This is a genomic window from Kitasatospora sp. NPDC002522 (assembly GCF_053595195.1).
Genome location: NZ_JBSFXE010000041.1, coordinates 36,959 through 62,340, shown reverse-complemented (window position 1 = coordinate 62,340; position 25,382 = coordinate 36,959). Strand labels below are relative to the sequence as shown.

The 25,382-nt window shown below is 70.4% G+C and carries 20 protein-coding genes; 10 read left to right on the top strand and 10 right to left on the bottom strand.

Annotation, left to right across the window (positions count from 1 at the left end; translation table 11 throughout):
- Window positions 1–21 precede the first annotated feature (21 nt).
- Window positions 22–3,747 (top strand): LamG-like jellyroll fold domain-containing protein, encoded by a 3,726-nt coding sequence (locus ACWD4U_RS28255; protein ID WP_363458714.1) that lies wholly within the window; start codon window positions 22–24, stop codon window positions 3,745–3,747.
- Between the two features lie 212 nt (window positions 3,748–3,959).
- On the opposite strand, the gene ACWD4U_RS28250 is transcribed toward ACWD4U_RS28255, so the two are convergent.
- Window positions 3,960–6,713 (bottom strand): PKD domain-containing protein, encoded by a 2,754-nt coding sequence (locus tag ACWD4U_RS28250; RefSeq protein ID WP_363458716.1) that lies wholly within the window; start codon window positions 6,711–6,713, stop codon window positions 3,960–3,962.
- Window positions 6,714–6,774: 61 nt separating this feature from the next.
- Between ACWD4U_RS28250 and ACWD4U_RS28245 the strand changes: the two genes are divergently transcribed.
- Window positions 6,775–8,178: an IS30 family transposase gene (locus tag ACWD4U_RS28245; RefSeq protein ID WP_363458718.1), complete on the top strand. Its 1,404-nt coding sequence runs from the start codon at window positions 6,775–6,777 to the stop codon at window positions 8,176–8,178.
- Window positions 8,179–8,441: 263 nt separating this feature from the next.
- On the opposite strand, the gene ACWD4U_RS28240 is transcribed toward ACWD4U_RS28245, so the two are convergent.
- Complete coding sequence (locus tag ACWD4U_RS28240; protein WP_363458720.1) at window positions 8,442–9,587, bottom strand: tyrosine-type recombinase/integrase; 1,146 nt, start codon at window positions 9,585–9,587, stop codon at window positions 8,442–8,444.
- A 612-nt stretch (window positions 9,588–10,199) separates the two neighbouring features.
- Here ACWD4U_RS28240 and ACWD4U_RS28235 point away from each other — a divergent pair.
- The 3 genes from ACWD4U_RS28235 (at window position 10,200) to ACWD4U_RS28225 (ending at window position 13,211) form a co-directional block, all read left to right on the top strand.
- Window positions 10,200–10,613, top strand: a complete 414-nt coding sequence (locus ACWD4U_RS28235) for an ACT domain-containing protein (protein WP_363458722.1) — start codon at window positions 10,200–10,202, stop codon at window positions 10,611–10,613.
- A complete protein-coding gene (locus ACWD4U_RS28230; RefSeq protein WP_363458724.1) occupies window positions 10,613–11,731 on the top strand; it encodes a M20 family metallopeptidase in 1,119 nt (372 codons plus the stop codon). The genes ACWD4U_RS28235 and ACWD4U_RS28230 overlap by 1 nt, the downstream gene beginning before the upstream one ends.
- Before the next feature lie 190 nt (window positions 11,732–11,921).
- Window positions 11,922–13,211 (top strand): flavin-containing monooxygenase, encoded by a 1,290-nt coding sequence (locus ACWD4U_RS28225; RefSeq protein ID WP_363458726.1) that lies wholly within the window; start codon window positions 11,922–11,924, stop codon window positions 13,209–13,211.
- A 122-nt stretch (window positions 13,212–13,333) separates the two neighbouring features.
- On the opposite strand, the gene ACWD4U_RS28220 is transcribed toward ACWD4U_RS28225, so the two are convergent.
- The 6 genes from ACWD4U_RS28220 to ACWD4U_RS28195 all read right to left on the bottom strand — a co-directional run bounded on the left by ACWD4U_RS28220 (window position 13,334) and on the right by ACWD4U_RS28195 (window position 18,643).
- The gene (locus ACWD4U_RS28220) at window positions 13,334–14,557 is read right to left on the bottom strand and encodes a tryptophan dimethylallyltransferase family protein (protein ID WP_363458727.1); all 1,224 of its coding nucleotides are present in this window, start codon (window positions 14,555–14,557) and stop codon (window positions 13,334–13,336) included.
- A gap of 123 nt (window positions 14,558–14,680) precedes the next feature.
- Entirely contained in the window at window positions 14,681–16,000 is a 1,320-nt protein-coding gene (locus tag ACWD4U_RS28215) for a cytochrome P450 (RefSeq protein WP_363458728.1), read from the bottom strand.
- A 13-nt stretch (window positions 16,001–16,013) separates the two neighbouring features.
- Window positions 16,014–16,625, bottom strand: coding sequence for a GTP-binding protein (locus ACWD4U_RS28210; protein WP_363458730.1), 612 nt, complete (start codon window positions 16,623–16,625; stop codon window positions 16,014–16,016).
- Window positions 16,600–16,977 (bottom strand): DUF742 domain-containing protein, encoded by a 378-nt coding sequence (locus tag ACWD4U_RS28205; protein ID WP_363458732.1) that lies wholly within the window; start codon window positions 16,975–16,977, stop codon window positions 16,600–16,602. The genes ACWD4U_RS28210 and ACWD4U_RS28205 overlap by 26 nt, the downstream gene beginning before the upstream one ends.
- Window positions 16,974–17,375 (bottom strand): roadblock/LC7 domain-containing protein, encoded by a 402-nt coding sequence (locus tag ACWD4U_RS28200; RefSeq protein ID WP_363458734.1) that lies wholly within the window; start codon window positions 17,373–17,375, stop codon window positions 16,974–16,976. Before ACWD4U_RS28200 ends, ACWD4U_RS28205 begins: the two co-directional genes overlap by 4 nt.
- The gene (locus tag ACWD4U_RS28195; protein ID WP_363458736.1) at window positions 17,372–18,643 is read right to left on the bottom strand and encodes an ATP-binding protein; all 1,272 of its coding nucleotides are present in this window, start codon (window positions 18,641–18,643) and stop codon (window positions 17,372–17,374) included. Before ACWD4U_RS28195 ends, ACWD4U_RS28200 begins: the two co-directional genes overlap by 4 nt.
- Before the next feature lie 816 nt (window positions 18,644–19,459).
- Here ACWD4U_RS28195 and ACWD4U_RS28190 point away from each other — a divergent pair.
- Together ACWD4U_RS28190 and ACWD4U_RS28185 are read left to right on the top strand one after the other, a co-directional pair.
- The gene (locus ACWD4U_RS28190; RefSeq protein WP_363458737.1) at window positions 19,460–19,996 is read left to right on the top strand and encodes an RBBP9/YdeN family alpha/beta hydrolase; all 537 of its coding nucleotides are present in this window, start codon (window positions 19,460–19,462) and stop codon (window positions 19,994–19,996) included.
- 126 nt (window positions 19,997–20,122) lie between these two features.
- A complete protein-coding gene (locus ACWD4U_RS28185) occupies window positions 20,123–20,962 on the top strand; it encodes an LPXTG cell wall anchor domain-containing protein (protein ID WP_363458739.1) in 840 nt (279 codons plus the stop codon).
- Window positions 20,963–20,968: 6 nt separating this feature from the next.
- Here the strand turns inward: ACWD4U_RS28185 and ACWD4U_RS28180 are convergent, their stop codons facing one another.
- Window positions 20,969–21,532, bottom strand: coding sequence for a hypothetical protein (locus ACWD4U_RS28180; RefSeq protein ID WP_363458740.1), 564 nt, complete (start codon window positions 21,530–21,532; stop codon window positions 20,969–20,971).
- Between the two features lie 215 nt (window positions 21,533–21,747).
- Here ACWD4U_RS28180 and ACWD4U_RS28175 point away from each other — a divergent pair, with 215 nt between their 5' ends.
- From ACWD4U_RS28175 to ACWD4U_RS28165, 3 genes are read left to right on the top strand one after another with little or no spacing between them, the layout of a single operon-like run.
- Window positions 21,748–22,848, top strand: coding sequence for a sugar ABC transporter substrate-binding protein (locus ACWD4U_RS28175; RefSeq protein WP_363458741.1), 1,101 nt, complete (start codon window positions 21,748–21,750; stop codon window positions 22,846–22,848).
- A 30-nt stretch (window positions 22,849–22,878) separates the two neighbouring features.
- Window positions 22,879–23,661, top strand: coding sequence for an ATP-binding cassette domain-containing protein (locus ACWD4U_RS28170; protein WP_449787338.1), 783 nt, complete (start codon window positions 22,879–22,881; stop codon window positions 23,659–23,661).
- Window positions 23,662–23,717: 56 nt separating this feature from the next.
- Window positions 23,718–24,986: a sugar ABC transporter permease gene (locus ACWD4U_RS28165; RefSeq protein WP_363458800.1), complete on the top strand. Its 1,269-nt coding sequence runs from the start codon at window positions 23,718–23,720 to the stop codon at window positions 24,984–24,986.
- Window positions 24,987–25,044: 58 nt separating this feature from the next.
- Here ACWD4U_RS28165 and ACWD4U_RS28160 read toward each other — a convergent pair whose 3' ends face one another.
- The gene (locus ACWD4U_RS28160) at window positions 25,045–25,272 is read right to left on the bottom strand and encodes a hypothetical protein (RefSeq protein WP_363458745.1); all 228 of its coding nucleotides are present in this window, start codon (window positions 25,270–25,272) and stop codon (window positions 25,045–25,047) included.
- Between the last annotated feature and the right edge of the window lie 110 nt (window positions 25,273–25,382).

The window sequence follows — 25,382 nt, the reverse complement described above, 5'->3', positions numbered from 1 at the left end:
GCGAAGTCGACCGGCACCAACGTGCCCATTCCCGGCCTGACCACCGAGTTCAGCAACACCGTCGCCACCCCGCAGGGGCACCTGTACCAGTCGCTCCAACTGGAGCAACAGCGGATGCGCAAGGACGGCGCCTGGGCGGACCTGGACGCGACCCTGGTGGCGAACCCGGACGGCAGCTACTCGCCCAAGGCCGCCCCCAGCGGGCTGCGCCTGTCGAAGGGCGGCGACACCCGTCTAGCCACCCTGATGGGCCCCGGCGGTGAGCAGTTGTCGCTGACGTCGCCGTTCCCGCTGTCCGCGCCGCAGGTGAGCGGCGCGTCGCTGACGTACACCATCGACCAGGACACTGACCTGAAGGTGACAGCCACCCAGTTCGGCGGCTTCACCACCGTTCTCGTCCTCAAGTCCGCAGCGGCCGCCGCGAACCCGGCGCTGAAGGCACTGCGCTTCGGCACCGAGACCGCCAACGTGACGGTCTCGGCCGATCCCGGGAACAACCTGACCGCCAAGTCCCCCAACGGCAAGGCCCTCTGGCACGCACCCGCACCCATGATGTGGGACAGCAGCCGGCAGGCGCCGGCCTCCTCCGCAACGCTCACCGCGCGCGCGATGGCGGCCCCCGCGGACAGCGCCGGCACCACCGACGCGCCCCTCACCGGGAGTTCGACCGACGGCCCCGGCCAGGGAGCACGGGTGGCCCAGATGCCGGTTACCGCGGATACGGGTGGCATCACGCTGACGCCCGATCAGGACCTGCTCGCCAACGGCACCGGCCCCTGGTACATCGACCCCGCCTGGACGCCCACCTCGGCCAGCACCAACCTCTACAACTGGGTCCAATCCGGGATCCCCGGCCTGAACAACGACAACCGTACCGGCAGCAGCAGCACGGACTATCCCGGCATCGGCAGGTGCGGGTTCTACGCCGCCGGCGGCTCCTGTAGCCCCGCATCCACGTACCACACCTACTACCGTTTCGACCTCGGCAACCTCGGCGGCGCCGTCGTCCACTACGCCCAGCTGAACCTGGAACAGCGCTACTCGGCGAACTGGTCCTGCACCACCACGTACGACGTCACCGCCTATCGCACCGACCGGTTGGCTGATGGCACCGTCTGGGGCAACCAGCCGACCAGACGTGAGTTCCTCGGCAGTCGGCAGATCGGCGGCACCGGCCAGTCGGGGTGCGCGGGGAACATCCCGTTCAACTACGACGTGACCGGCGTCGTCGGCGCCAACGCCGGCCATGACATCAGCTTCCAGATCGCCACCGCCGACGAGAGTGACGTCAACGCGTTCAAGCGGCTCACCACCGGCGCCACCATGGGCATCGAGTTCGACAAGTACCCGGACGTGCCGCAGAACCAGCGCACCGCCCCGGGCACCCCGCGCACCGGCGTGCCGAACGTCCCGGACATCGAGTCGTGCGCTGAGGTGCCGGTCAGCTCCTACGGCTGGATCACCACCAAGGACCTCCAGCTCCGGTCGACGGTCTCCTCTCCGAACCAGGGCCAGTTGACCGAGTGGGTGAGCATCTGGGACCCAGCCTCGTCCACCAAGACCAACGAGGGTTGGAGCGGCTTCGTCTCCACAGGCAACCCGGCAAGCTACGCCTTGCCCTCTGACTTTCTTGAGGACGGCCACTACTACAGCTGGATCACCAAGGGCGACGACGGCCTCCTGCGCGGCAACCCCACCCCGGTCTGCCACTTCCGCGTCGACCTCACGCAGCCGACCCTGTCGCTTCCCGGCGCGCCGGACGGCCCGGCCATCACCGACCTCTCCACGCAGTTCCCGCCCGCGGGCAACGGCCAGATGAGCACGAAGCACGTCGGCCAGACCGGTGAGATCCCCTTCAACGCCGCCGACGCCAAGCCTGCCGGGGGCACCGAGTCGTCAGGTGTGGCCGCCGTGCACTGGAGCTCCAACCCGTGCATGTGCGACCCCTACGTCCAGCACATGTACTTCGGCAGCCTGCCCGCGCAACTGCCCGTGACTGGGCTGTCCGTGACTCCCACCCACTGGGGCACCAACACCGTCTACATCCAGGTCGAGGACAACGCCGGCAACAAGACCCAGGTCACCCCGTACAGCTTCTCCGTCGCGTGGTCTCCGACACCGCTGGCCTACGGTGATGTCTCCGGCGACGGCTACCCGGACATCCTCGCCGCCGGCGACGACGGCCGGCTCCTCGACTACGGCCAGGGCGTCAACTTCGCGGCACCGTCGTCCGCGGCCACACTCGGCCAGGCGCCGGCCGGCACCGCCTGGAAGGACGTGCGCACCAGCCACCGCGGCACGATCGACGGCGGCGACAACGTCGACGCCCTGTTCGTCCACAAAGACCCCACCGCGCCGGACGGCACCGGCGGCGGCAGCGACCTCTTGTACTACCGGAACAACCATCAGGACAACGGGAGGTTCGACGTCGTTGCCACGAAGCTCTACCGGCCCGACTGCCCGGTGAGCGCCGACTCGAACTGCGCGTACTACGGCAGTATCGACTCCTGGGCCACCGTCAGCCAGATCACCCCGGTCGGCTCCGACGACGCCACCCTCAAGCCCACCGATCCCAGCAAGCGCACCGGCGTCCTCGCCGTCGAGCAGGGCAACCTCTGGTACTACCCCAACCTCGGCATCACCAAGAACAACAGTTCTGGCAAGTCCACCTACTTCGGTACGCCGAGAAAGCTCACCAGCGACGGCACCTGGGGCAACTACGACCTGATGGTGCCCGGCAACGCCCTCGCCGACGGCAGGCCCGCGCTCTGGGTACGGGCCCGCAACACCACCACCACGCCCGCGGTGACCGCAGGCGACATCTACCAGTACGCCCTGACCTTCGGAACCGGCACGACGGACGGCGTCAGCTACACCACCGTCACCGGCCTCACCCAGAGTCCCGCCAAGCGCATCATGTCGGGGCTCACCCCGGCGGCGTTCCCGCAGATCGGAGCAGTCGGCGACCTCAACGGCGACGACATCCCCGACCTCTGGGGCTTCGTCGGCTCGACCAGCCGGATCACCACCTGGGTCGGCGTGACAACGGACAAGACCACCAAGACCCCTGTCACCACGCTCAGCCCCCGGGACCGCGAGTGGCTGCTCGACCCGAACGTCATGGGCAAAGACGCAGCCGGCAGCCAGGGCATCCAAGCCAACACAGTCGGCACTGTCACCTGGAGCCCCGACGCGCCCACCTCGCACCTGGCCGGATCCGCCGGCCTTGCCAGCACCGACGGCCTCACCGGCGTCGGAGCGCTCAGCCCGAACATCGCCACCCCCGGCACCACCGGAAGCTACACCGTGAGCGCCTGGGTGAAGATCAACAATCGCAACGACTTCTACACTGTGCTCTCCGAGACGGACCAGCAGCGCAGCCCCTTCTACCTGCAGTACAGCAAGACGTTCGGCACCTGGGCCATGATCGCCACGACCGCTGACGACCCGGCCGCGAGCTATTACGTCGCCACGGCGAAATCCGCCGCCGAAACCGGCAAGTGGACTCACCTCGTCGGGACCTACGACGCGACAAGCAAGATCATGACGCTGTACGTCAACGGAACCTACGCAGGCTCCGCTCCAGTCTCGACAACGTGGGCGTCTACCGGGAACCTCACCATCGGAGCCAACCGCTACCCCGACGGCCACCTCGACAACATGACAGCGGGCAACATCGCCGACGCACGCACCTACCCCTACGCACTCAGCACCGAACAGGTCGCCGCACTCTACGCCAGCTCCTGACAGAGCCACGTGGGAGAAGACCGAAGGAGGGGTCCGGGGCCGACAGGCTCCGGACCCCTCCCATCGTCGTAGTGAGGTGACGAGCCGCCACCTCATCTGACCGGGTGTTCGTGCCCTGGTTCTGAGGCCGGTTTGGGACCTGCCGGAAGCGAGAGTCCCAGAAGGGCGCAGGGATCGCCGCTCCGGGCCCTTCGGGCCTGTGTGCTGGCCGATCAGGAGTTCTGGTAGTACCCGAATTCGTCGACGATCAGGTCGATGTTCCCGTCGCTCTCGTTCCAGAAGTCGACGATGCCGTCGGTGTGCCCGGCAGCCGCCTGGACCAGGTTGGGCACGGTGGCGCCCGCCTGCCAATTGAGCGTGGAGGTGTTGGGTGCGGTGACCGGGAACCTCTGCTCGTCGCGCAGCGAGTTGGGGTCCGGTGACACGGTGAGGTGTCCGGCGTCCGTGGTGTTGGTGACGGTGGCGTTGAGGACGAAGGCGGTGGCGTCCATGCCAGGGCCGAGAACCAGGAAGTGGTTGATACGGGCGGTCACCGGGGCGGGCGACCAGGGCAGAGCGCGCGTGTCCGTGAACCGGGTCGGGGCGATGGGCACGTACGCGCCCTTGGCGGCCGTGCTGTAGTAGCCCACGACGTCCACGATGACGTCGGTCTGCGCCCAACCGCCGTTGAGGACGCGGATGCTGCCGTCGGCTCCGACCGGCACGATGACCGCGTTGGCGATCGTCTGGCCCTGTGTGTAGTTCACGTTCGACGCGTTGGGGGCCTGCTGGCCGCTCGGGTAAACGGTCAGGTGGCCGTCGCTGCGGGGGTTGGTGACAGTGACGTTCAGTGCGACCGCGGTGATGCCGGACGAGGGCAGAAGTCCGCCGGCGTTGCCGGCGATCCGCACCGGGATGGAGCTGCCTGCGGCGACCTGGCTGCGCGCAGCGCCGGTGCCGTCTCGCGTGTCGAGGAGGCGGGCCGGGGCGATGGTCGAGTAGCCGCTCGCCGCCGCCTTCGTGAAGTAGCCGGTGATGTCGGCGATCAGGTCGACCGGGGCCCACCCGCCGTTGTACAGGTCGATGTAGCCGTCGGCGCCGACCGGGACGATGACCAGGTTCGGCACCGTCTGGCCGTTGGTGAAGTTGACGTTCGACGTGGTGGGCCTGGCATCGCCTTCGCCGTACGCGGTGATGAAACCGCCGCTGGCGGTGTTGGTGACGGTGACGTTGAGGACGGCGGCCGTCAGCCCGGACGGGATGCCGCCGTTGCCGACGACCTTCACCCGGGCCGAGTGGCCCGGTTGCACCTGCGCCTGCGGTCCGCCGGTGCCGTCGCGGGTGTCGAGCAGGCGCCGCGGGCCGTACGCCGAGTATTGCGAACCCTGCGTCGACACCTGGACGGAGTTGCTCACCGCGATGCCGAGGTTGTCCGTGACGGTGACCGTGATCGTGTACGTGCCCAGCTTTGCGTACGAGTGGGTCGAGTTCACGGTGCCGTCGCCGTAGAGGCTGCTGCCGGTGGTGGTTCCGTCGCCCCAGGCGACGCTGACGGTGAGCGGCTCGACCGCGCTTGCGATCGTGCTGGTCAGCGAGAACCCGAACACGCTGGTGTTCTTGGCCGCGAGTGCGACCGCGAGGGTGGGGTTGGTGTTGACGAACTCGATGGCGCCGCGAGCGACGTAGGGGCTGTGGCCGAAGAAGTCTGTGGCCAGTTTGCCCGGCGCGTTCGGGTTGGCGGAGTTGAGCGCGGCCGATCCGGGGTGGGGCCAGGCGTCGATGTTGTTGGACTCGTTCAGCCGGAAGAACATGTCGGTCGGCGGGATCGGGTCGATCGTGTCATGGATGCCCTGGGCAGTGCCGGACCGGAACGCGGTGAGTGTCGGGTAGACCGTCTCGGCCCAGCTATAGGGCGGGGTGGCGTCGGAGCCGTAGATGTAGAAGTCGTTGTAGTCAGCCGTGGTGCCGGCGGCCGAGGCGGCGGACACGACGACATCGGGCGCCCAGGACTGGCCGGCCGCGGTGCAGGCGGACTGGTACCCGCCCAGGGCGTAGTCCGTGCCGGGATTCGCGTCCTCGAGCAGGTTGTTCTCGATGGCCACCGCGGATGACGCGCCGTCGATGTCGATGGCCGAATCACAGCCGCGCTGGATCGTGTTGTTCGTGATGTTGAGGCCCGTGACCCCGGTGGCGGTGATCCCCGCTGTCGCCATCACGTCGCTGGCGAGGGTGACGTTGCTCGCGCCGGACGCGATCGTGACCCCTCGGGCACCCGCGGACCAGTAGCCCTCGTCGATGTACGTCCTGCTCACCGTCACGTCGCTGGACGCCCCGTCGACGGTGAGCGTCGTGGCCCCCCTGAAGTTCGGGTTCATCGTCAGGTAGGACGAGTCCACTGAGACCCCGGTGGAGCCGACGACCGCGACGGCCGGCACACCATAGGTAGTGATCATCAGGTTGCTGACCGTCACATTGCTGACGTGGTCCAGAGTCAGGGCGGCATGCGGGCCGCCGCCCTCAATCCACGCCTGGTTACCGATGCCGACGATCGAGATCCCCGATGTCTTGACGGTCACAGAGGCGGCGATGGGGATCATGCCGACTACGTCGACGGTGTCGCCGGGTTGTGCCACATCCACTGCGCTCTGGAGCAAGCAGAATGGATCAGCCTCCGTGCCCGTCCCTGCCGCAGTGGTGCACGGGCGGCTGTTGGTGGCGACGTAGATGATCTTGCCCGAGGTGGCTGTGAGGCTCGACGCGGCAACGGTCGTCTGGCTCGGCTCCCGGACCCGGATCGACTTGCTCGCCGGGCTGATGGCGGTCGTGAAGCCCTCGCCACCAGCCTCGGCCACGGGCATGGCGCTCGCAGGGAGGGAACGGGTCGTTCCAGTTGCAGGGCCTGCCGCGTGGGCCAGGCTCGGTATCAGGGCAACAGTGGCTGCGAATACGGCAGTTGCCGCAACGAGACGGCGGCGGGACACCGGCACCTCAGTTCCTCGGTGGATTCAACTGGTCGTCGCAACACCTCTGTGAGCTGGAGGTTTGCGCATGGGAGTGGGGAATCGGCAGCGGGCGGCTCGGGAGTATCGCGGGCAGATGCCCTCGCCGGGTCGGCCGAGCGTCGCGTGGCGTGAGGACAGGGTCCAGTTCTGGCAGGCGATCGCTCGGGGGCTGAGCTCCGTGGACGCCGCGGCCACGATCAGGGTCTCGCCAGCCGTGGGGTCGCGGTGGTTTCGCCATGCTGGCGGGGTGAATCCCCGTCTCGCCCCGAGCACTTCGGGCCGCTACCTGTCGTTCGCCGAGCGGGAGGAGATTGCCCTGTTGCGGGCTCGGGACCTCGGCGTGCGTGCGATCGCACGGTGCCTGGGGCGTTCGCCCTCGACCATCTCGCGGGAGCTTCGCCGCAACGCCTCGACCCGCACCTACCATCTGGACTACCGGGCCACGCTCGCGCAGTGGCACGCCGAGCGGCGCGCACAGCGGCCGAAGACGGCGAAGCTGGTGACCAACCAGCGCCTGCACGCCTACGTGCAGGACCGGCTGGCCGGCGACGTCGTCCACGCCGCGGACGGCCGGATCGTGGAGGGACCGCAGGTGCCGGACTGGAAGGGCAGGAACAAGCCGCGGCGGCAGGACCGCAGGTGGGCAACGGCGTGGAGCCCGGAGCAGATATCGCGGCGGCTCAGGGTGGACTTCCCCGAGGATGAGTCCATGCGGATCTCCCCGGAAGCGATCTACCAGGCCCTCTACGTGCAAGGACGCGGAGCGCTCAAGCGCGAACTGGTCGCCTGCCTGCGCACCGGGCGGTCCCTGCGCGTCCCGCGAGAACGCACCAGGCAGAGCATCCGCGGGCACGTCACCGCCGACGTGCTGATCAGCGAGCGGCCCGCGGAGGCCGAGGACCGGGCGGTCCCGGGCCACTGGGAAGGCGACCTCATCATCGGCACCGGCCGGTCCGCGATCGGCACCCTGGTCGAGCGCACCACACGGTTCACGATGCTGCTGCACCTGCCGCCGATGGAAGGCTTCGGTTCCGAGCCACGGACCAAGAACGGGCCCGCGCTGGCCGGCCGCGGCGCCGAGGCCGTCAAGGACGCGATCACCGCCACGATCACCACACTGCCCGGACAACTACGCAGGTCGCTGACCTGGGACCGCGGCACGGAACTGGCCCAGCACGCCCAACTGAGCATCGACGCCGGGCTGCAGATCTACTTCGCCGACCCGCACAGTCCCTGGCAGCGCGGCACGAACGAGAACACGAACGGCCTGCTACGGCAGTACTTTCCCAAGGGCACGGACCTGTCCCGCTGGGACACCGACGAGCTCCAGGCCGTCGCCGCCACCCTCAACAGCAGACCCCGCAAGACCCTCGGATGGAAGACACCCGCCGAGGCCCTCAACGAGCACCTACTATCTCTCCAGAAAGCCGGTGTTGCGACGACCGTTTGAGTCCAAGCTCTATGCGGGTGATCAGAATGGACAGCCCGCACAGGCTACAGACCTCCGACAGTCTCGCCAACGGCCCCTGTGATATCCGCCGCCACCGGGCCTGACCTGCGACAGGTAGCGGGGCATGGAACCGCCCACGATCTCTACCCGGCGCGGAGTACCCGTCGGGAACGTCTCGCTCGGGCTTTGGCTGTGTCGCCGCCACCGATGGACCCCGTCGCTGGCGGCGCTCACGCAGGCCATACAAGATGATCTTCCTTGCGTCATCTGGGCCTTGGCTGCTCTGTGTCTGTGAGGTCGGTGCGTACGCGGTGGTCGAGTTTGGCGGCGAGTTCGGCTTGGCGGTCGTCGTCGGAGTGTTGGTAGATGAGGGCGGCGCGTGCGGTGCTGTGGCCCATGCGGACCATGAGGTCTTTGAGGCTGGTGTTCTCCTGGGAGAGGAGGGTGTTGCCGGTGTGTCGCAGGTCGTAGAACGTGAAGTTCGCCGGCATGCCGGGGACGTTGGCGCGGGCCTTGCGGAATGTGCGGACGAAGGTGGAGCGCCTGTAGGGGGCTCCCCGTTCGCCGAGGAAGACGAGTCCGAGTGGGCCGGGTTCGGCGTAGAAGTCCAGGTGTGTGCGCAGCGGTTCGTCGAGGAACGCGGGGAGGTGGACGGTGCGGGTGCCGGCTGTGGACTTGGGGCGGCCGGTGGCGCGTCTGCCGTTACCGAGCTCCGGTGATGCGGAGGTGATCATGATCCGGCGTCGGTGGAGGTCGATGTCCTCGCGTCGCAGGGCTGCGAGTTCTCCGGGGCGGAGGGTGGCGAACGCGCCGAGCAGAACGAGCAGCCGCCACCGGCTGTTGACCTTCTCGGCGAGTGCGAAGACCTGTGCGACGGTGGCGATGCGGCGTTCCGCCGGGTGCTCGCTGCCGGCGCCGCGGATGCGGCAGGGGTTGCGGGTGATGGTCTCGTCGTCGACGGCGGTCGCCATGATCGCTTTGAGCAGTCGGTAGGCCTTGGCGGCGACGGTGGGTCCGCGGGTGCCGCGTTGTTCGGTGTTCCAGTCCCGGACCTTGGCGAAGGTGATGCGGGTGACGGGCGTGGTGCCGAAGGCAGGCAGGATGTGGGCCTTCAGCAGGCGCTGGTAGAGGCCGCGGGTGGTGGGCATCAGGGGGCGGTTGTCCATCCAGTCCTTGGCGTAGTCCTTGAACAGGACGCCCTTGAGCGGGGAGGCGCTCGGTGTGCGGCTGCCGTGTGCGAGGTCCGCCTGGACGAGGGCGAGCCAGGTCATGGCGTCGAGTTCGGTGTCGAAGGGTTCCGGGGACCGCTGGGTGCGGCCGTTGCGGTCGGTGTAGGTCGCGCTCCAGCGACCGGACCGATACTGGCGGACGTTGCCGAACCGGCGGCGGGTCTTCATTTTGCGAGGCATGGCAGGCCATCTCGGACGGCAGTCACCGGACCCAGAAAGGGCCGAGGTCGGCGGATCGCCCGGGGTGCCGATAGGGCAGCTCGACCGGTCGTGGCGCGGGGTGTTCGGACGCTGGGGGCCCCTGGCTGCAGAAAGTGCTCTTCTATTATTAAGTCATGTCCATGACATGTTTGCCACTCGGTCATCGTGGGAGCGCGCCGTTCGGCCGTCGCGCGAGTGGGTGCAGCCTGTGCTCACGGGCGCAGGCTTGCCGACCGCCTGGCCGGCGCGGCCTGTCCAGGCGGACCGCTGGATCCCGCAGGGGTCCTGCGCGGCGACCCTTGGGTCGACGAATCGAAACGTCCGTGAAGCGTCGTGCACGACTACTGCACCTGTAAGGGCGGTACGCCGCGGTCAGCGGCAGCCAAGGATTTCATGATCCAAAGGCCCTCGGGTCGGGGCCCGCGTGGCCCGCGACCTGCGGAAATGCCGATTCTGAGGCAAGGGATTCCCAAGCTTAGAGCGCGAGTTCGATTCTCGTCGCCCGCTCCATAAGGAAAACCCCAGGTCAATGGCCTGGGGTTTTTGCATGGTTCGGGACCGATCCGGTTCGGCCGGTCCTACGATCGGCGGGTGGTTACCGCGACCGCGCAGGTGCTGCGCATTCTTCCTGGAAGCTTTTGTGTCGAGCGGGCCGTCGACGAATCGGCGGCGCTGGAATCGGCCCGGATCTCCCTGGTACGGGCTCCCGAGGGGCTGACCGTGGTGCGGGAGGTGGACGGGCGGGCGGGTGACGGCTCCGTCGAGCGGTGGCGGGCGCTCTACAGTGGGGACTCGGCCCACGCGCTGGACCTGCCGGGCGTGTTGTCGCTGCTCATCGCACCGTTGGCGGCTGCGGGAGTGCCGGTGTTCGTGGCCTCGACGTACGGCGCCGACCTGGTACTGGTCCCCGAGTTGCGGCTGGCCGACGGGCTGGCGGCGCTCCGCTCGGCCGGACACCGGGTCGACGACCGGGCCGCCGACGTGCCCCGTACGCCTGGGAGTTGATGAGGATGCGCAAGAGCGCCGCGGTGCGGATCGACGCGATGCTGGAGGACCTGCGGACGCTGGTGGAGGTCGAGTCCCCGTCACGTGACCTCGAAGCGCTGAGCGCCTCGGCCAAGACCGTGGCGTCGGTGATCGAGAGCCGGCTCGGCGGGCGGGCCGAGCTGGTGCAGGGCGGGGCGGGGCCGCACGTCCACTGGTCGGGTGGGGGCGATCCACGGGTGCTGGTCCTCGGGCACCACGACACGGTGTTCCCGCTCGGCACGCTCGCCCGGCGTCCCTTCCGGGTGGCGGCCGGACGCGCCACCGGGCCCGGGGTCTTCGACATGCTCGGCGGCCTGGTGCTGGCCGTGCACGGCCTGGCGGCGCTGGACGACCTGAGCGGGGTGGAGATCCTGGTGACCGCCGACGAGGAGGTCGGCTCCGCCACCTCCCGCGCCCTGATCGAGGAGCGGGCGCTGGCCTGCGGTGCGGTGCTGGTGTTCGAGGGCGCGGCCGACGGCGGCGGGGTGAAGACCGGCCGCAAGGGCTGCGGCACCTTCACGGTGTCCGTCACGGGACGGGCCGCGCACGCGGGGTTGGAGCCGGCCACGGGGGTGAACGCGCTGGTCGAGGCGGCCCACCAGGTGCTGGCGATCGCGGCGCTCAGCCGGCCGGAGACCGGGACGACGGTGACCCCGACCATCGCCACGGCGGGGACCACGGAGAACGTCGTGCCGGCGGAGGCGACGGTGACCGTCGACGTCCGGGTCGAGACCGCCGAGGAGAAGGAGCGGATCGAGTCCGCCTTCGCCGCACTGCGCCCGCACCTCGCCGGAGCCGAGCTCACGGTGCACGGCTCCGTCGGCCGGCCCCCGATGCCGCAGGCGGCGTCGGAGCGCCTGTTCGGGCTCGCGCGCCGGCTCTCCCCGGGCCTGCCGGGCGTCACGGTAGGCGGCGGCAGCGACGGCAACTTCACCGCCGCCCTCGGCATACCGACGCTCGACGGCCTCGGCGCGGTCGGCGGCGGCGCCCACGCCGACCACGAGTACGTACTGGTCGACGAGCTGGCACCGCGGGCCCGGCTGGTGACCGGACTGGTCCGCGCGATCCGCGACGGGGCCGTCCCGGCGGGCGAGTGAGGTTCCCGGGTCCCGTAGCCCTCCCCGGGTCGCGCAACCGTCCCCCGCTCCCGTAACCCTCCCCGGGTCCCACAACCGCCCCCCGCTCCCGTAACCCTCCCCGGTCCATGGGTGTGTGTGGGGAATATGCTGGGAAGTCAAGATCATTGGGGGACAACGGACTTGCTGTGACGGATGCGCGGAGGCTGCCGTGGGCGTGTGTGTGATCGGTGCGGGGCTGTCGGGGTTGGCGGCTGCGTACGCGCTCCGGGAACGGGGGGTGGAGTTCGTCTGCGTCGAGCGCGCGGCGGACGTGGGCGGCCTCTGGCGGCTGCCGGGAGCGGGCGAGCCGGGCCCGGGCTACCGCTCGCTGCACCTGAACACGGCGAAGCAGCTGACCGGGTACGCGGCCTGGCCGATGGGGGAGGAGCTCGGGCAGTACCCGCGGCACGACGAGATGGCGGCCTACCTGCGCGGGTTCGCGGAGTGGGCGGGCCTGCTCCCGCACATCGAGCTGCGCACCGAGGCGGTATCGGTCCGTCAGGACGCTTACGGCGTATGGACGGTGGTGACCCGGGACGCGCGGGGAACGGAGGCGGTGCGGCAGTTCGACCAGGTGGTGGTGGCGTCCGGGCACCACTCGGTGCCGCTGCTGCCGGACCCGCTGCCGCGCGGGGCGGAGTCGTTCACCGGGCGGATCCTGCACTCGATGGACTACCGCGACGGCCGGGACTTCGAGGGTCAGCGGGTCGTGGTGGTGGGGCTGGGGGCGTCCGCGGTCGACATCGCCTCGGACCTGTCCCGGCACGCGGCGCGGACGGTGCTCTCGGTCCGCCGGGGCCTGCACGTCGTGCCGAAGCAGCTGTACGGCATATCGTCCGACCTGATCGCGGACGCGCCGTGGTTCGGCGCCAAGTCGCTGGAGGAGCAGCGCGAGTTCGTGGAGCAGGCGCTGCTGGTGGCGCGCGGCAAGCTGTCGGACTACGGGCTGCCCGAGCCGGACCACCGGATCTTCTCGTCGGCGGTGACGATCTCGGACGAGATCCTCAGCCGGATCCGGCACGGCGCCGTGCTGCCGCGGCCCGGGATCGAGGCGCTGGCGGGCTCCACCGTCCGTTTCACCGACGGGAGTTCGGCGGAGGCGGACGCGATCGTGTTCTGCACCGGGTTCGGCTGGCGGTTCCCGTTCCTGCCGGAGGGCCACCCGGCGGGCGGCCAGGGGCGGGTGCGGCTGTACCGGCGGGTGGTGGCGCCGGACCAGCCGGGGCTGTGGTTCCTCGGCCTGATCCGCCCGGTGGGGTCGATCACCCGCCTGGTGGAGGCTCAGGCCGATTGGGTGGCACGGCTGTTGACGGGCGAGGCGGCGCTGCCGGCCGCCGACGTGATGCACAAGGAGATCGACGCCTACCTGTCGGGCATCGAGGCCCGGTACGGCCTCGCGACGGGTTCGTCGGTCCAGGTCGATGTCCGCGCGTACCTGCGCGAGCTGCGCGAGGGGTAGCGGCCGCGCGCTCACCTGCGGCGGCCGGGCCGCAGCGGAGGGATCGGGGCGCGCGTGGAGTGTGCGGCTTCACGCGGCGTCCCGCTGCTGCGGCCCGATGACGGTCGGGGCTGGCGTCCCGATCAGGCGGCGGGCGGCCGGACCCGGTAGGCCTCCGAGGAGAGGTAGGTGGTCACCCGGGGCGGGTGGCCCTGCTGGTGGGCCAGGGCGAGGTGGGCGATCAGGCCCACGCCGCTCTCGAGCGGGCGCGGCGTGACGGCCGGAAGAGCCTCGCGCAGGGGCGTCGGGTCGATGCCGTAGCGGTCCAGCAGGACCACCGTGCGGTCGAGCACCTCGCCGTCGTGCCGGGCGTAGTCGCGGACCGGGAGGTACAGGGTGAAGCCGCTGGGCAGGCCGTCGGCGGCGCCGGTGAAGGCGTGGCAGGTGAGCACCGGGCGTCGGTCCAGCCGGGTGTGACGGTCCGCCGGGAGGCCGGCGGCGGTGCGCAGGAAGGACTCGAGTTCCGCGGGGTTCGGGCCGCCGGCCATCGTGCTCAGGGCACCGACGGCGGACGGGGCCAACCCGGGGTGGGAGGTGTAGAACTTGACCCGGGGCTGCTCCCAGTCGCCGAGGTCGAGGGCGAAGAAGACCAGCCGGTCGTGGCCTGGCAGTGCGTCCAGAGCGCTGGTGCGGCCGAGCCGGTGGAGCGCCTCGCGGAAGGTGGCGGCCTGGTGCTCGGGGCCGCGGGCGGCGGGGTTGAGGTAGACCTTCATCCGGGGGACGCCGCCGGGCAGCAGTTCCAGTGCGAGCCAGAGTGCGAACGCGCCGTGCGGGCGGTCGGGGAAGAAGAGGTCCTCGACGGCGTCGAGCGGGCCGGTGGAGATGTTCCAGCGCTGGGCGAGGGCGCGGACGGCGAGCAGGCCGGCCCGTCCGGACTCGGCCAGTGATCCGAGGCCGCTGGCGGGCTCCAGCAGAACCCGGAGGGTGGGGGCCGCGCCGACGGCGAAGGAGAGCGAGAACTCGACCGGGGTGTGGTCGTCCGACAGGAACGACGGCGTGCCGGGCGCCAGGTCGAGCGGGCGGTCGGCGACCGGGCCCAGCGCCTCGGTGAGAGCCCGCGCGTACGCGGCGGAGTCCGCGGCGCCCAGGCCCGCCTGGGCGCACAGGGGCAGCAGTTGACGGACCGTGTGGCCGCCGACGGTGCGGCCGACCGCCGGCCCCCCGGATCTGCGGCGCGGCGCGGCGTCGCGCGGTCCGACCGGACGGGGGACGGGCGTGGAAAGGAGATACCCGCCCCCAGGGGCGGGTATCGGAGGGTGCGACGGGGCGGGGTGTTGAACGGCGGCGTCCCTGGAGGCCTGGTCCATGACACCCTCCTTGTCCTCGAGTCATCAACAACACACGGCATATCGCCTGGGCAATTGCGCTGCTGAATACCCGTCATGTTGAAGATTCATGCGGTTAGGGCGAGTTGGGAACTGTTGTGAACATCACTTGGTCAACCAGTTGAGGAACTGGCTCCAACGCCCCACCTTCTCGGGCGCGGTGGCGGGCTCCGCCCGCGTCGGTTCCTCACGGGCGGGCTGACCGGGCGGCCTGGTCGCGGTGAACCGGGTGGGCAACGTGGTGAGGCCGCGGCTGAACGCGCCGGGCCGCCAGGTCAGGCTCTCCTCCGGCACCGCCAGCTCGATGTCGGGCAGCTGGTTGAAGAGGTTCTCGACCGCGTTCATGGTGATCTGCCGCGCCGGGTCCTTGGACGGGCAGGCGTGCGGACCGGCGCTCCACGCGAGGTGCGCCCGGCTGCTCGCCTGGCGCTCGGCGGCCAGGATCGGGCTGCTGTTGGCGGCGGCGAAGCTGACCATCAGCAGGTCGCCCGCGCGCACCTGCCGGCCGGCGAACTCCATGTCGGTGGCCGCGTAGTGCGGTGCGAGGTTGGCCACCGGCGGGTTCTCCCACAGCGTGTCGTCGATCGCCTCGTCGATCAGACCGCCCTGGTGGGCGTACGCGTCGTGGGTGAGCAGCCGGTGCAGGGAGTTGCCGATCAGGTTGCTGAGCGGCTCGGCGCCGGCACTGAGCAGCAGGGCGACCTGGTGCACCAGCTCGTCGTCGGTGAGCTGGGCGGGGTGCTGCATCAGCCAGGAGGTGACGTCGTCGCCGGGCCGGGCGCGCTTGAGCGCGACCAGTTCGCCGACCGCGCCGAACAGCACCTCGGCGGCCTTCTCCGGCTTGATGCCGTCGAACATGTTGGAGATGCCGTAGTGCACCCGGTCGCCCATGTCGGCGGTGCAGCCGAAGAGTTCGTTGAAGACGAACAGCGGCAGCTGGCGGGCGTAGCCGCCGGCCAGGTCCACCGAGCCGCGGTAGCCGAACTGGGAGATCAGGAAGTCGGAGGCCTGCCGGGTGCTGCGGGCCAGCCGGCGGGGGTCGACCCGGGCCATGCTGTCGGTGATCGCCTGACGCAGCCTCAGGTGCTCGGCGCCGTCACTGAACATGGCGTTCTGGCGGTACGCGAGCAGCGGGACCACCGGGCTGTCCATCGGGATCCGGCCCTCGGCGAAGTCCCGCCAGCGGCGGGAGTCCTTGCGGAACGAGGCCGAGTCCTGCAGCAGCTGCAGCGCCGCCGAGTACTCGGTGACCAGGGTCGCGTCGACCCCGGGTGCCAGCTCGACGGGCGCGCTGGGGCCGTAGTGCCGCAGGTACGAGTAGTACGTCTGCGGGTCGGCCGCGAACTCCGGCCCGTACAGCGGCACCCGGCCGCCGAAGGCCGGGCACCCGGGCGGGGGTACCGGGGCTGAAGAACGAGCGTCCATGACTGCCTTGCTCCTAGCTGGCGCGGTCCAGCAAATAGCGGACGAGTGTGGTGAGGGCGGCGGCCGACGACTTCTCGTCGCGCGCGTCGCAGGTGACGACCGGGGTGTCGTCGAGCAGGTCGAGTGCCTCGCGCAGTGCTGCCTCGGCCCGGTCCGGGTTGCCGTCGAAGTGGTTGACGGCGATCGCGTAGTCCAGGCCGTACTGCTCGATCAGGTCGATCACCGGGAAGGAGTCGGCGAGCCGCTCCGGGTCGACCAGGATCAGCGCGCCGAGCGCGCCCCGCGCCATGTCCTCCCACATCTGGACGAAGCGCATCTGGCCGGGGGTGCCGAACAGGTAGAGCACCACCCGCTCGCTGATGGTCAGTCGGCCGAAGTCCATGGCCACCGTGGTGGTGGTCTTGCCCTTGACGCCTTTGAGGTCGTCGATCGCCTCGGCGGCCTGGGTCATCGTCTCTTCGGTGGACAGCGGCTCGATCTCGGAGATCGACCCGATGAACGTGGTCTTGCCCACCGCGAAGTGGCCGACGACGAGGATCTTCACGGCCGTCTGGGTGGCTCCGCCGGAGACGTAGTCCTGCTCCTCAAGGCTGCGAACCTCAGCCGAACTTGGCGTGGAGTCCATTGAGCACCTCCTCCAGGATGTCCCTGTCGGCGAACCGGGCCCGCGGCACCGGCGGGCGGGTGATCACGTGGCCGGCGTCCCTGAGCGAGGCCAGCACGATCCGCACCACACCCAGCGGCAGCCGGGTGTGGCCGGCGAGTTCGGCGACCGAGAGGTAGCCGGCGGAACAGATGTCCAGCAGGCGCTGCTCCTCAGGCGTGAGCCGGGCGGCCCGATGCCCCGGTTCGGGGGCGGCGGTGACCAGGGTGATCAGCGACAGCTGTTGCTCGTCCGGCAGTTCGCGGCCTTTGGTGATGACGTAGGCGCGGACTAAGCCGGTGGACTCGTACTCGAGGTCCTCGGGGTTGGTCACCTGCGAACTCCTAGGTCCTCGCGCGGCGGTGCGGCCAGGAACTTGCCCAACTGGCCGACCAGTTGCTGCATCCGGAAGGTGATGTCCTGCATGTCGACGTCCGGCGAGGCCGAGACGCCCAGGTAGGCGCCCTCACCCGCGGAGATCAGGAAGACCCAGCCGCCGTCGAACTCCACGAGGGTCTGCTGCCAGCGCTGGGTGGGGTTGTCGCAGAAGAAGCCGAGCGAGCGGCTCAGCGACTGCACGCCGCTCATCGCGGCGGCGACCCGGTCCGCGTTGTCCTTGCCGATGTCCCTGGTGCGGGCCATCAGCAGACCGTCCGCGGAGATCAGGACCGCGTGCAGGGCCCCGGGAATCTCCAGGGCGCTGTCGAGCATCCATGACAGATCGTCGTTCACGAGAACTCATGCCCTTCGCTGCTTGCACCGCGGGTGCTGTTGGTCGGGTCCGCGTCGTCCCGGAGGGTGGCGCGACCGGACCGGGTGCCGCGCTGGAAGGCACCCATGATCGCCGCGGTCTCCGCGCCGGTGCGGTGAGCGGCGGGCTGGGCGGGCGCGGCGTACGGTGCGGCGTACGGATCGGTGGCGTACGGGTCGGCGGTGGGCGGCACGATCGCCATCGGCCGCTTGCGGCGCCGCAGCGGCAGCCCGTCGGCGGTCGAGCCGATCGGCTCGGCGCCGGGCGCCGGGATCGCGGCGGCGGGCGCGGCCGCGGGCATCGCCGCCGGCACGTGGGTGGGCACGGAGCCGTGCACGGCGTTGTGCACGACGTTGTGCGCGGCCGGGGCCGGAACCCGCTTGTCCGGCATGCCGGTGAGCAGCTCGTGCGGCAGCAGCAGCACGGAGCGCACACCGCCGTACGGCGAGGAGGAGTCCACCGACACCTCGAAGCCGAAGCGCTCGGAGAGCACGCCGATCACCGCGAGGCCGAACTGCGGAGGGTTGCCGAGCCCGGCCACGCCGGTGACCCGCTCGGTGATCAGCAGCCGCTCGGCGCGGGCGCGTTCCTCGTCGTTCATGCCGACGCCGGCGTCGTCCACCACGATCACCACGCCCTTGGGCACGGTGCGGATGTTGATCTCCACCACGGTGTCCGGGCTGGAGTAGCTGGTCGCGTTGTCCAGCAGCTCGGCCAGGGCCAGCGCGACCGGCTCGACGGCGCGGCTGGAGATCCCGAAGTCGACCTGCGAGAGGATCTCCACCCGGCGGAAGTGCCGGATGCGGCCCTGGGCACTGCGCACCACGTCGTACACCGAGGCGACGTCGCGGTGCCGACCCAGCCAGCCGCCGCAGAGCACCGCGATCGACTGGGCGCGCCGGCCGAACTGCGAGTTGGTGTGGTCGACCTCCATGAGGTCCTGCAGCATCACGGACTCGCCGTACTTGCTCTGCAGGCGCGACAGGATCAGCTGCTGCTCCGCGGCGAGGCCCTGCAGGGTCCGCATTGCGGACTTCAGCACGGTTTTTGTCGCTTCGTCAGCTTGCTCCTGAGCCGCGGCCACCGACTGCGTATAGTGGTGTTCGAGGTCGGAGTAGTGCTCCCGAAGCCCGCCGATCTGCTCCCGCAGTGCCGCTGACGCCTTGCGCTGGCGAACGACGACGACGGCCGCGGCGACGAGGACCAGGACGAGAACCCAGAGCAACGGGTTCGCTGTGTATTTCGTCATAAGACTCTCTTCAGGCGACTGGCGGCCGACTGCTGAATCCCCGCCATCGCAGGGTGAACCCGCCGCTCCCCCAAGCGGGATGATCGTATCATCGGGCGAACAGGTGACCGATCCGCTGCCGGGACGTGAAGTTCCGTCTCATCCGCGATGGACAAAGGCAGTTGGAAGCCCAGGTCAAACACCGTGCGGCGGGCTGAACGACCGTCAGTTCCGACGGTGATGCGCCGTCAGGTGAGGTAAAGGTGGAGGTCCCGAGTGTGACGACCGTCGCACGACCGATCGGTCGGCGGCTCGCCGGGTCTCGGGGCGAAACGCCGGAATGCTTCGCCGTCGGCCGATCGGAACGGTCGCCGGTGAAGCCGGCCCGCGAATTCACCGGCCGGGGATTTCGGGAAAGGCGAAAGCGCGGCCGGTGAAGACTCCGGAATTCGGGAAACGCCCGGGTAGGGGTGGATCGCGGCGCCGGGTGCGGGCCGCGCGGACCGACTGCTCCCCGCCGTTCCACATGATGAGACACGGTCAAGTGGATGCCGGTGGCCCGGCCCCGGAGGCGTCCCAGCTGGCGAGAATGCGGAGGAAGTCATTCGGGCACCGAGGGCCCTGCGCTAGGGTCCGGAAAGCGCGGCCCGGCCCGAACCGCCCCCGCGCCGCCTCCGGGAGTCAGCGGCGACTCCGCATCGCTGCCCGACCTCCCCGGGTCATTTCCGCCGCCCGCTCCCGGCGCCGGTCACCCGGGGCCGAAGGCAATTCCGCGAGGATTCGGACGGCGTTCCGGTCCGTCACGCGCGCCCGCCGCGCCGAGCCCGAGGTCTGAGCATGGAACCCACCTACGTGTACCTCGCCGGGATCGACAACTCCGGCCCCCAGCACTGGCAGTACCGCTGGCACGCCGCCCAGACGAACGCCGTCTGGGTCGAACACGCCTCCTGGGACGCCCCGGTGCGCGACCTCTGGGTCGCCGACCTGGACGCGGCGCTGCGGAGCATCGACGGCCCCAAGCTGATCGTCGCGCACAGCCTCGGCTGCTCGCTGCTCACCGAATGGGCCGCCGACCACGCCGACAGCGCGATCACCGGCGCCTTCCTGGTCGCCGCGCCCGACCCGCACGGCCCCCACTTCCCCACCGCCGCACAGGGGTTCGGCACCCCGCGGCTCGCCCCGCTGCCGTTCCCCACCGTGCTGGTGGCCAGCGCCGACGACCCCTACAGCTCACCCGCCCACGCCCGCACCACCGCCACCGCCCTCGCCGCCGACCTGGTCGAGGCCGGCGCCCTCGGCCACCTCAACCCCGCCTCCGGCCTCGGCGACTGGCCGACCGGCCGCGCCCTGCTCGCGCAGCGCCTGTACCGGTGACCCGAGGCACTACGCCGAACCTGCTCTGACGGGTCCTCAACCCACGGTCCACCACACGATGCGGAGGGCGTACAGCCCTTCGCTATCGTGAACGCGTCCAGGTCCCGCCGCTCCCGCGAGGTTCCGATGCGCCCCCGCAGTGTGCTGATACCCGCTCTCGGTGCCGTCCTGCTGCTCGGTGCGACCGCCGCGCCGCAGGCAGTCGCGCTGCCCGCCGACTACCGGGTCGGTATCCAAGGCGCTCCGACCCAGGTGGTGATCGGCGCGGACCCGGTGGACTTCCAACTGGTCCTCGCCAACGCTGAGTCCACGCCCCGCGCTGCCTACGTCTACCTGCAGATCGCCGACCAGGCGAAGACCCTGTACGCGGAGAACGAGAGCGTCGACTACCGCGACCCGCGCACCGCCGACCACCCGTGGCGCGCGGCCACCGCGTTCATGCCCGAGGAGAACCACCAGCCCGGCCCGCGGCTCGGCCTCGGCAACTGGGAGATGACCAGCGAGTGGAAGGCCTGGCCACCGATCCCGCTGCCTGCCAAGTCGACCGTCACCATCCCGGTCCGGCTCGCCGTGCACGGCGCCGTGCAGCCCGGCCCCGCCACGATGGTGCTCTCCACCGAGTGGATCGACCCTGCCGCCCCGGTCATGGACGGCGGCGGTGGGATCCGGGTGCGCACCGAGCCGGTGCCGCTGCGGTTCGCCGCCGCACCCGCCCAGAGCCCCACGCCGACGCCGTCGCCGTCGCCGTCGCCGACCATCAGCCCGAGCGGTGGCCCGACCGAGTCCCCGACCGCATCGTCGACCGCCTCCAGGTCCGCTGTGACCCCGACCGCCCCGGCAGGTCCAGGGCTCGCCGAAACCGGCGGTGGCCAGGGCTCCACCGTGTTCGCCCTCGCCGGCGCCGCGCTGGTCCTGCTCGGCGCGGTTGTCCTGGTACTGCTGCGGCGCCGCGACCGCCGGCGCTGATAGGCGTCAGATGCTCAGGCTGCGGGCGTAGTTGACGCCGTTGAAGAGTTCCATCACCTGGTGCGGGGAGCTGACCGGGATGGAGGTGGTGTGGTAGCGGCCGCCGCCGGTGACGGTGATCTGGACGTGGCCGACGGTGTGGCGCTCCTTCATCAGGAGGAAGAGCAGGCCGAGCAGGCAGAAGACGAAGAAGACGATCGCCAGCACGATGCCCGCCGGGGCGATCCGCTCCTCGGTGCGGGACAGGTCGGTGACCGTCCACACCGCGCCGCGCAGCGGGATCGGACCGGCCGGGGTGAGGATCTCGGTGCTGGTCACGATGATGTCGCCGAGCACCACCAGCGGCTGCCCGGGCGCCGCGGCCGCCGGACCCGGCGCCGGGTACCCGTAGGCGACGGGGGAGGCGGGGGCCTGCGGGTAGCCGTACTCGGGCGAGGGGTGCGGGTAGCCGTAGACGGGGGCGCCGCTCGGCGGCGCGGCCGGCGGCGGTGGCGTGGTCGGGGGCGTGCTGGGCGGCGGCGGCACGTTCTGCTTGCGCAGCGGGTCGTGCGGTGGCTGCGGAGTGGTCATGGATCGGTCTTCCCCCGTGGTGAGTGATGGCCGCAGTCTCCCGCATTCCGCCGCCGAGTCGCGAGCCCCGGCGGAGCTTTCCGGCCGCCGCCGACGTCCCGAGTGGGCCGCCGAGGGGATTTCGCCACCCGTGTGGCCCAGCCCGGATCGTGGCGTTCCGCTGCCGTCCTCACACTGAGTGACGGGGGCGGACTCCAACGGAAAAGGGCAGCGTCATGAACATCGGTCTTCGTCGGATCGCCATGGCCGCCGTGGTGGCCTCGCTCGGAATCGGGCTCACCGCGTGCGGCAGTGCCAAACAGTCGAGCGGCTCCTCGGGCAGCGGCAGCGCCGGGGGGGCGGTGAAGATCGGCCTGCTGCTGCCGGAGTCCAAGACCACCCGGTACGAGCAGTTCGACAAGCCGCTGATCGAGGCGAAGATCAAGTCGCTGGCGCCGAACGCGCAGATCGACTACTACAACGCCAACCAGGACGCCACGCTGCAGCAGACCCAGGTCGACACCGCGCTGACCAAGGGCGACCAGGTGCTGATCCTGGACGCGGTCGACTCCAAGGCGATCCAGTCCTCGGTGCAGAAGGCGCACGACGCCGGCGTCAAGGTGGTCGCCTACGACCGGCTCGCGCAGGGCCCGGTCGACTCCTACGTCTCCTTCGACAACCACAAGGTCGGCCAGCTGCAGGGCGAGGCGCTGGTCGCCGCGGTCGGCAGCAAGGCGGGCGCCGGCCAGATCATCATGATCAACGGCTCCCCGACCGACCCGAACGCCGCCGACTTCAAGGCCGGCGCGCACAGCGCGATCGACGGCAAGCTGAAGATCGGCAAGGAGTACGACACCCCGCAGTGGGACCCGAACACCGCCAACCAGGAGGCCGCCGCCGCGATCACCGCGATCGGCGCGCCCAACGTGGTCGGCGTCTACTCCGCCAACGACGGCATGGCCGCGGGTATCGCCACCGCGCTGAAGGCCGCCAACCTGAGCGTCCCGCTCACCGGCCAGGACGCCCAGCTCGACGCGGTCCAGCGGATCCTGGCGGGCACCCAGACCATGTCGATCTACAAGCCGTACAAGCCGGAGGCGGACGCGGCCGGCGCGATGGCGGTGGCGCTGGCCCAGGGCAAGAGCCCGGAGGCCTCGCTGAACCCGACCAGCTCCACCAACGGCAGCGGCAACAAGGTGGCCGCGCTGCTGATCGCGCCCACCGTGCTCACCAAGGACAACATCAAGACCACCGTGGTCGCCGACGGCCTGTACACCGTGCCGCAGATCTGCACCCCGGACTACGCCGCGGCCTGCCAGGCTGCCGGGCTCCAGTAATCACCCTCACTCGTAAAGGAGTTGGTCGCGGTGGCGGGTGAGACCGTACTGGCGCTGCGCGGGATCTCGAAGCGGTTCGGCGCCGTCCAGGCGCTCACCGACATCGAGTTGGAGGTGCATACCGGCGAGGTGGTCGCCCTGGTCGGGGACAACGGGGCCGGCAAGTCGACCCTGGTGAAGGCCATCGCCGGGGTCTACCAGCCCGACGAGGGCGAGATCGAGTGGGAAGGGCGGCCGGTGTCGATCCACCGGCCGCAGGACGCCCAGCACCTCGGCGTCGCGACCGTCTACCAGGACCTCGCGCTCTGCGACAACCTGGACGTGGTCGGCAACCTGTTCCTCGGCCGGGAGCTGCGGCACTTCGGGCTGGTGCTGGACGAGGTCGCCATGGAGAAGCGCTCCCGGACGCTGCTGGACACCCTCTCGATCCGGATTCCCAGCGTGCGGATCCCGATCGCCTCGCTCTCCGGCGGTCAGCGCCAGGTGGTGGCGATCGCCCGCGCACTGATCGGCTCGCCGAAGGTGGTGATCCTCGACGAGCCGACCGCCGCGCTCGGCGTCGAGCAGACCGCGCAGGTCCTCGACCTGGTGGAGCGGCTGCGCGACCAGAACCTCGGGGTGATCCTGATCAGCCACAACATGGCCGACGTGATGGCGGTCGCGGACACCGTCGCGGTGCTCCGACTCGGCCGCAACAACGGGGTGTTCGACAAGCGCTCCACCAACCAGGAACAGATCATCTCGGCCATCACCGGCGCCACGGACAACGCCGTGACGCGCCGTCAGGCCCGTGGCACGGAGGGCGGCCAGTGAGCGGCAACATCCCCGACCCGGACGGCGGCCGGCACCACCCGCTGCCCGAGGACACCATGCCCAAGGGCGGCGTCAACGCCCCCGTCCCGGTGGCCGCCGACGCCACGCCCGCGATCGACCCGCGGCTGATCGTCCGGCAGGAGGGCGTCAAGGGCTACTTCATCGAGTTCAAGCGCCGGGTGACCAGCGGCGAGCTGGGCTCGGCGCCGGTGGTGATCGCGCTGATCGTCATCTGGGCCGTGTTCGGCTCGCTGAACAGCAGCTTCCTGTCGGCGCAGAACCTGTCCAACCTGTCCCAGCAGATCGTCGGCACCGGCATGATCGCGCTCGGCGTGGTCTTCGTGCTGCTGCTCGGCGAGATCGACCTGTCGGTCGGCTCGGTCAGCGGCCTGTGCGCGGCGATCTTCGCGGTCATGAACGTCACCCACGGGGTCAACCAGTGGGTGGCGCTGCTGTCGGCGCTCGTCGGCGGCGCGCTGGTCGGCCTGATCCAGGGCTTCTTCTTCGCCAAGGTCGGCGTCCCCGCCTTCGTGGTCACCCTGGCCGGCAACCTCGGCTGGAACGGCCTGATGCTGCAGATCCTGGGCTCCACCGGCACCGTCAACCTGTCCGGCAAGGACATCGTCTCCAAGCTGTACAGCACCATCTACGGGCAGCAGGCCGCCGCCTACGGCGCGGCCGCGGTCGGGGTGCTGCTGTTCCTCGGGTCCTCGCTGCTGGACGCCCGGCGCCGGCGCACCGCGGGCGTGCCCTACCGGACCATGACCGACATCCTGATCCGCACCGGGGCGCTCGCGGTGGTGGGCTTCCTGGCGGCGTACACCCTGAACCAGTACAAGGGCCTGCCGCTGGCGCTGCTGATCTTCGTGATCTTCGTGGTGGTGCTGGAGTTCGTGCTGCGCCGCACGCCGTACGGCCGGAAGGTGTTCGCGCTGGGCGGGAACATCGAGGGCGCGCGGCGGGCCGGCATCAACGTGTCGGCGATCCGGATCACGGTGTTCATGATCTGCTCGACCATGGCGGCGATCGGCGGTCTCTTCCTGGCCGCGCAGATCCAGTCGGCCTCGCAGACCTCCGGCGGCGGCAACCTGCTGATGAACGCCATCGCGGCGGCCGTCATCGGCGGCACCAGCCTCTTCGGCGGACGCGGTTCCACCTGGTCGGCGCTGCTGGGTGCGCTGGTGATCGGCTCGATCCAGTCCGGGATGAACATCCAGGGCCTGAGCAACGCCATCCAGTTCATGATCACCGGCGCGGTGCTGCTGGCCGCGGTGGTCATCGACTCGCTGGCGCGGCGGACCCAGAAGGCGGCCGGCCGAGCCTGAGCCGTTCGCGGCAGCGCGATCCCCGGGGCCCTGGTTCGGGCTCCGGGGGTCGCTGCGTTCAGTGGCCGTTGATCAGCGCCAGGTGGACCACGGTGACCTGGGCCAGGTCCAGGGCTGCGTCCCGGCGGTGCCGGCGGGCCTCGGCCGACTCGGCGCGCTCGATCGCCTCGCGGCGGGCGTCGTCCTCGGCGGCGGCGTCCACGATGAACAGGTGGCGGCCGGAGCGGACCGTGGTGGCGTGCGGGATCTCGACGCACCAGCGGTGGCGGCTCTGCGTGGCGTACATCGGCCTTCCTCTCCCGGCGCGTGTCCCGAACCGGCCCATGAGGTACTGCTGTGGCCACGATAGGTATAGGCCAATTCGTCCGTCAAGAAGCCGAGCAGGACGATAAATAA

Coding starts and splice junctions, on each gene's coding strand:
- ACWD4U_RS28160 (WP_363458745.1), bottom strand. CDS start 25,272: ATGTACGCCACGCAGAGCCGCCACCGCTGGTGCGTCGAGATCCCGCAC.
- ACWD4U_RS28245 (WP_363458718.1), top strand. CDS start 6,775: ATGGGAGTGGGGAATCGGCAGCGGGCGGCTCGGGAGTATCGCGGGCAG.
- ACWD4U_RS28240 (WP_363458720.1), bottom strand. CDS start 9,587: ATGCCTCGCAAAATGAAGACCCGCCGCCGGTTCGGCAACGTCCGCCAG.
- ACWD4U_RS28230 (WP_363458724.1), top strand. CDS start 10,613: ATGAGGATGCGCAAGAGCGCCGCGGTGCGGATCGACGCGATGCTGGAG.
- ACWD4U_RS28185 (WP_363458739.1), top strand. CDS start 20,123: ATGCGCCCCCGCAGTGTGCTGATACCCGCTCTCGGTGCCGTCCTGCTG.
- ACWD4U_RS28210 (WP_363458730.1), bottom strand. CDS start 16,625: ATGGACTCCACGCCAAGTTCGGCTGAGGTTCGCAGCCTTGAGGAGCAG.
- ACWD4U_RS28195 (WP_363458736.1), bottom strand. CDS start 18,643: ATGACGAAATACACAGCGAACCCGTTGCTCTGGGTTCTCGTCCTGGTC.
- ACWD4U_RS28180 (WP_363458740.1), bottom strand. CDS start 21,532: ATGACCACTCCGCAGCCACCGCACGACCCGCTGCGCAAGCAGAACGTG.
- ACWD4U_RS28175 (WP_363458741.1), top strand. CDS start 21,748: ATGAACATCGGTCTTCGTCGGATCGCCATGGCCGCCGTGGTGGCCTCG.
- ACWD4U_RS28215 (WP_363458728.1), bottom strand. CDS start 16,000: ATGGACGCTCGTTCTTCAGCCCCGGTACCCCCGCCCGGGTGCCCGGCC.
- ACWD4U_RS28220 (WP_363458727.1), bottom strand. CDS start 14,557: ATGGACCAGGCCTCCAGGGACGCCGCCGTTCAACACCCCGCCCCGTCG.
- ACWD4U_RS28190 (WP_363458737.1), top strand. CDS start 19,460: ATGGAACCCACCTACGTGTACCTCGCCGGGATCGACAACTCCGGCCCC.
- ACWD4U_RS28165 (WP_363458800.1), top strand. CDS start 23,718: ATGCCCAAGGGCGGCGTCAACGCCCCCGTCCCGGTGGCCGCCGACGCC.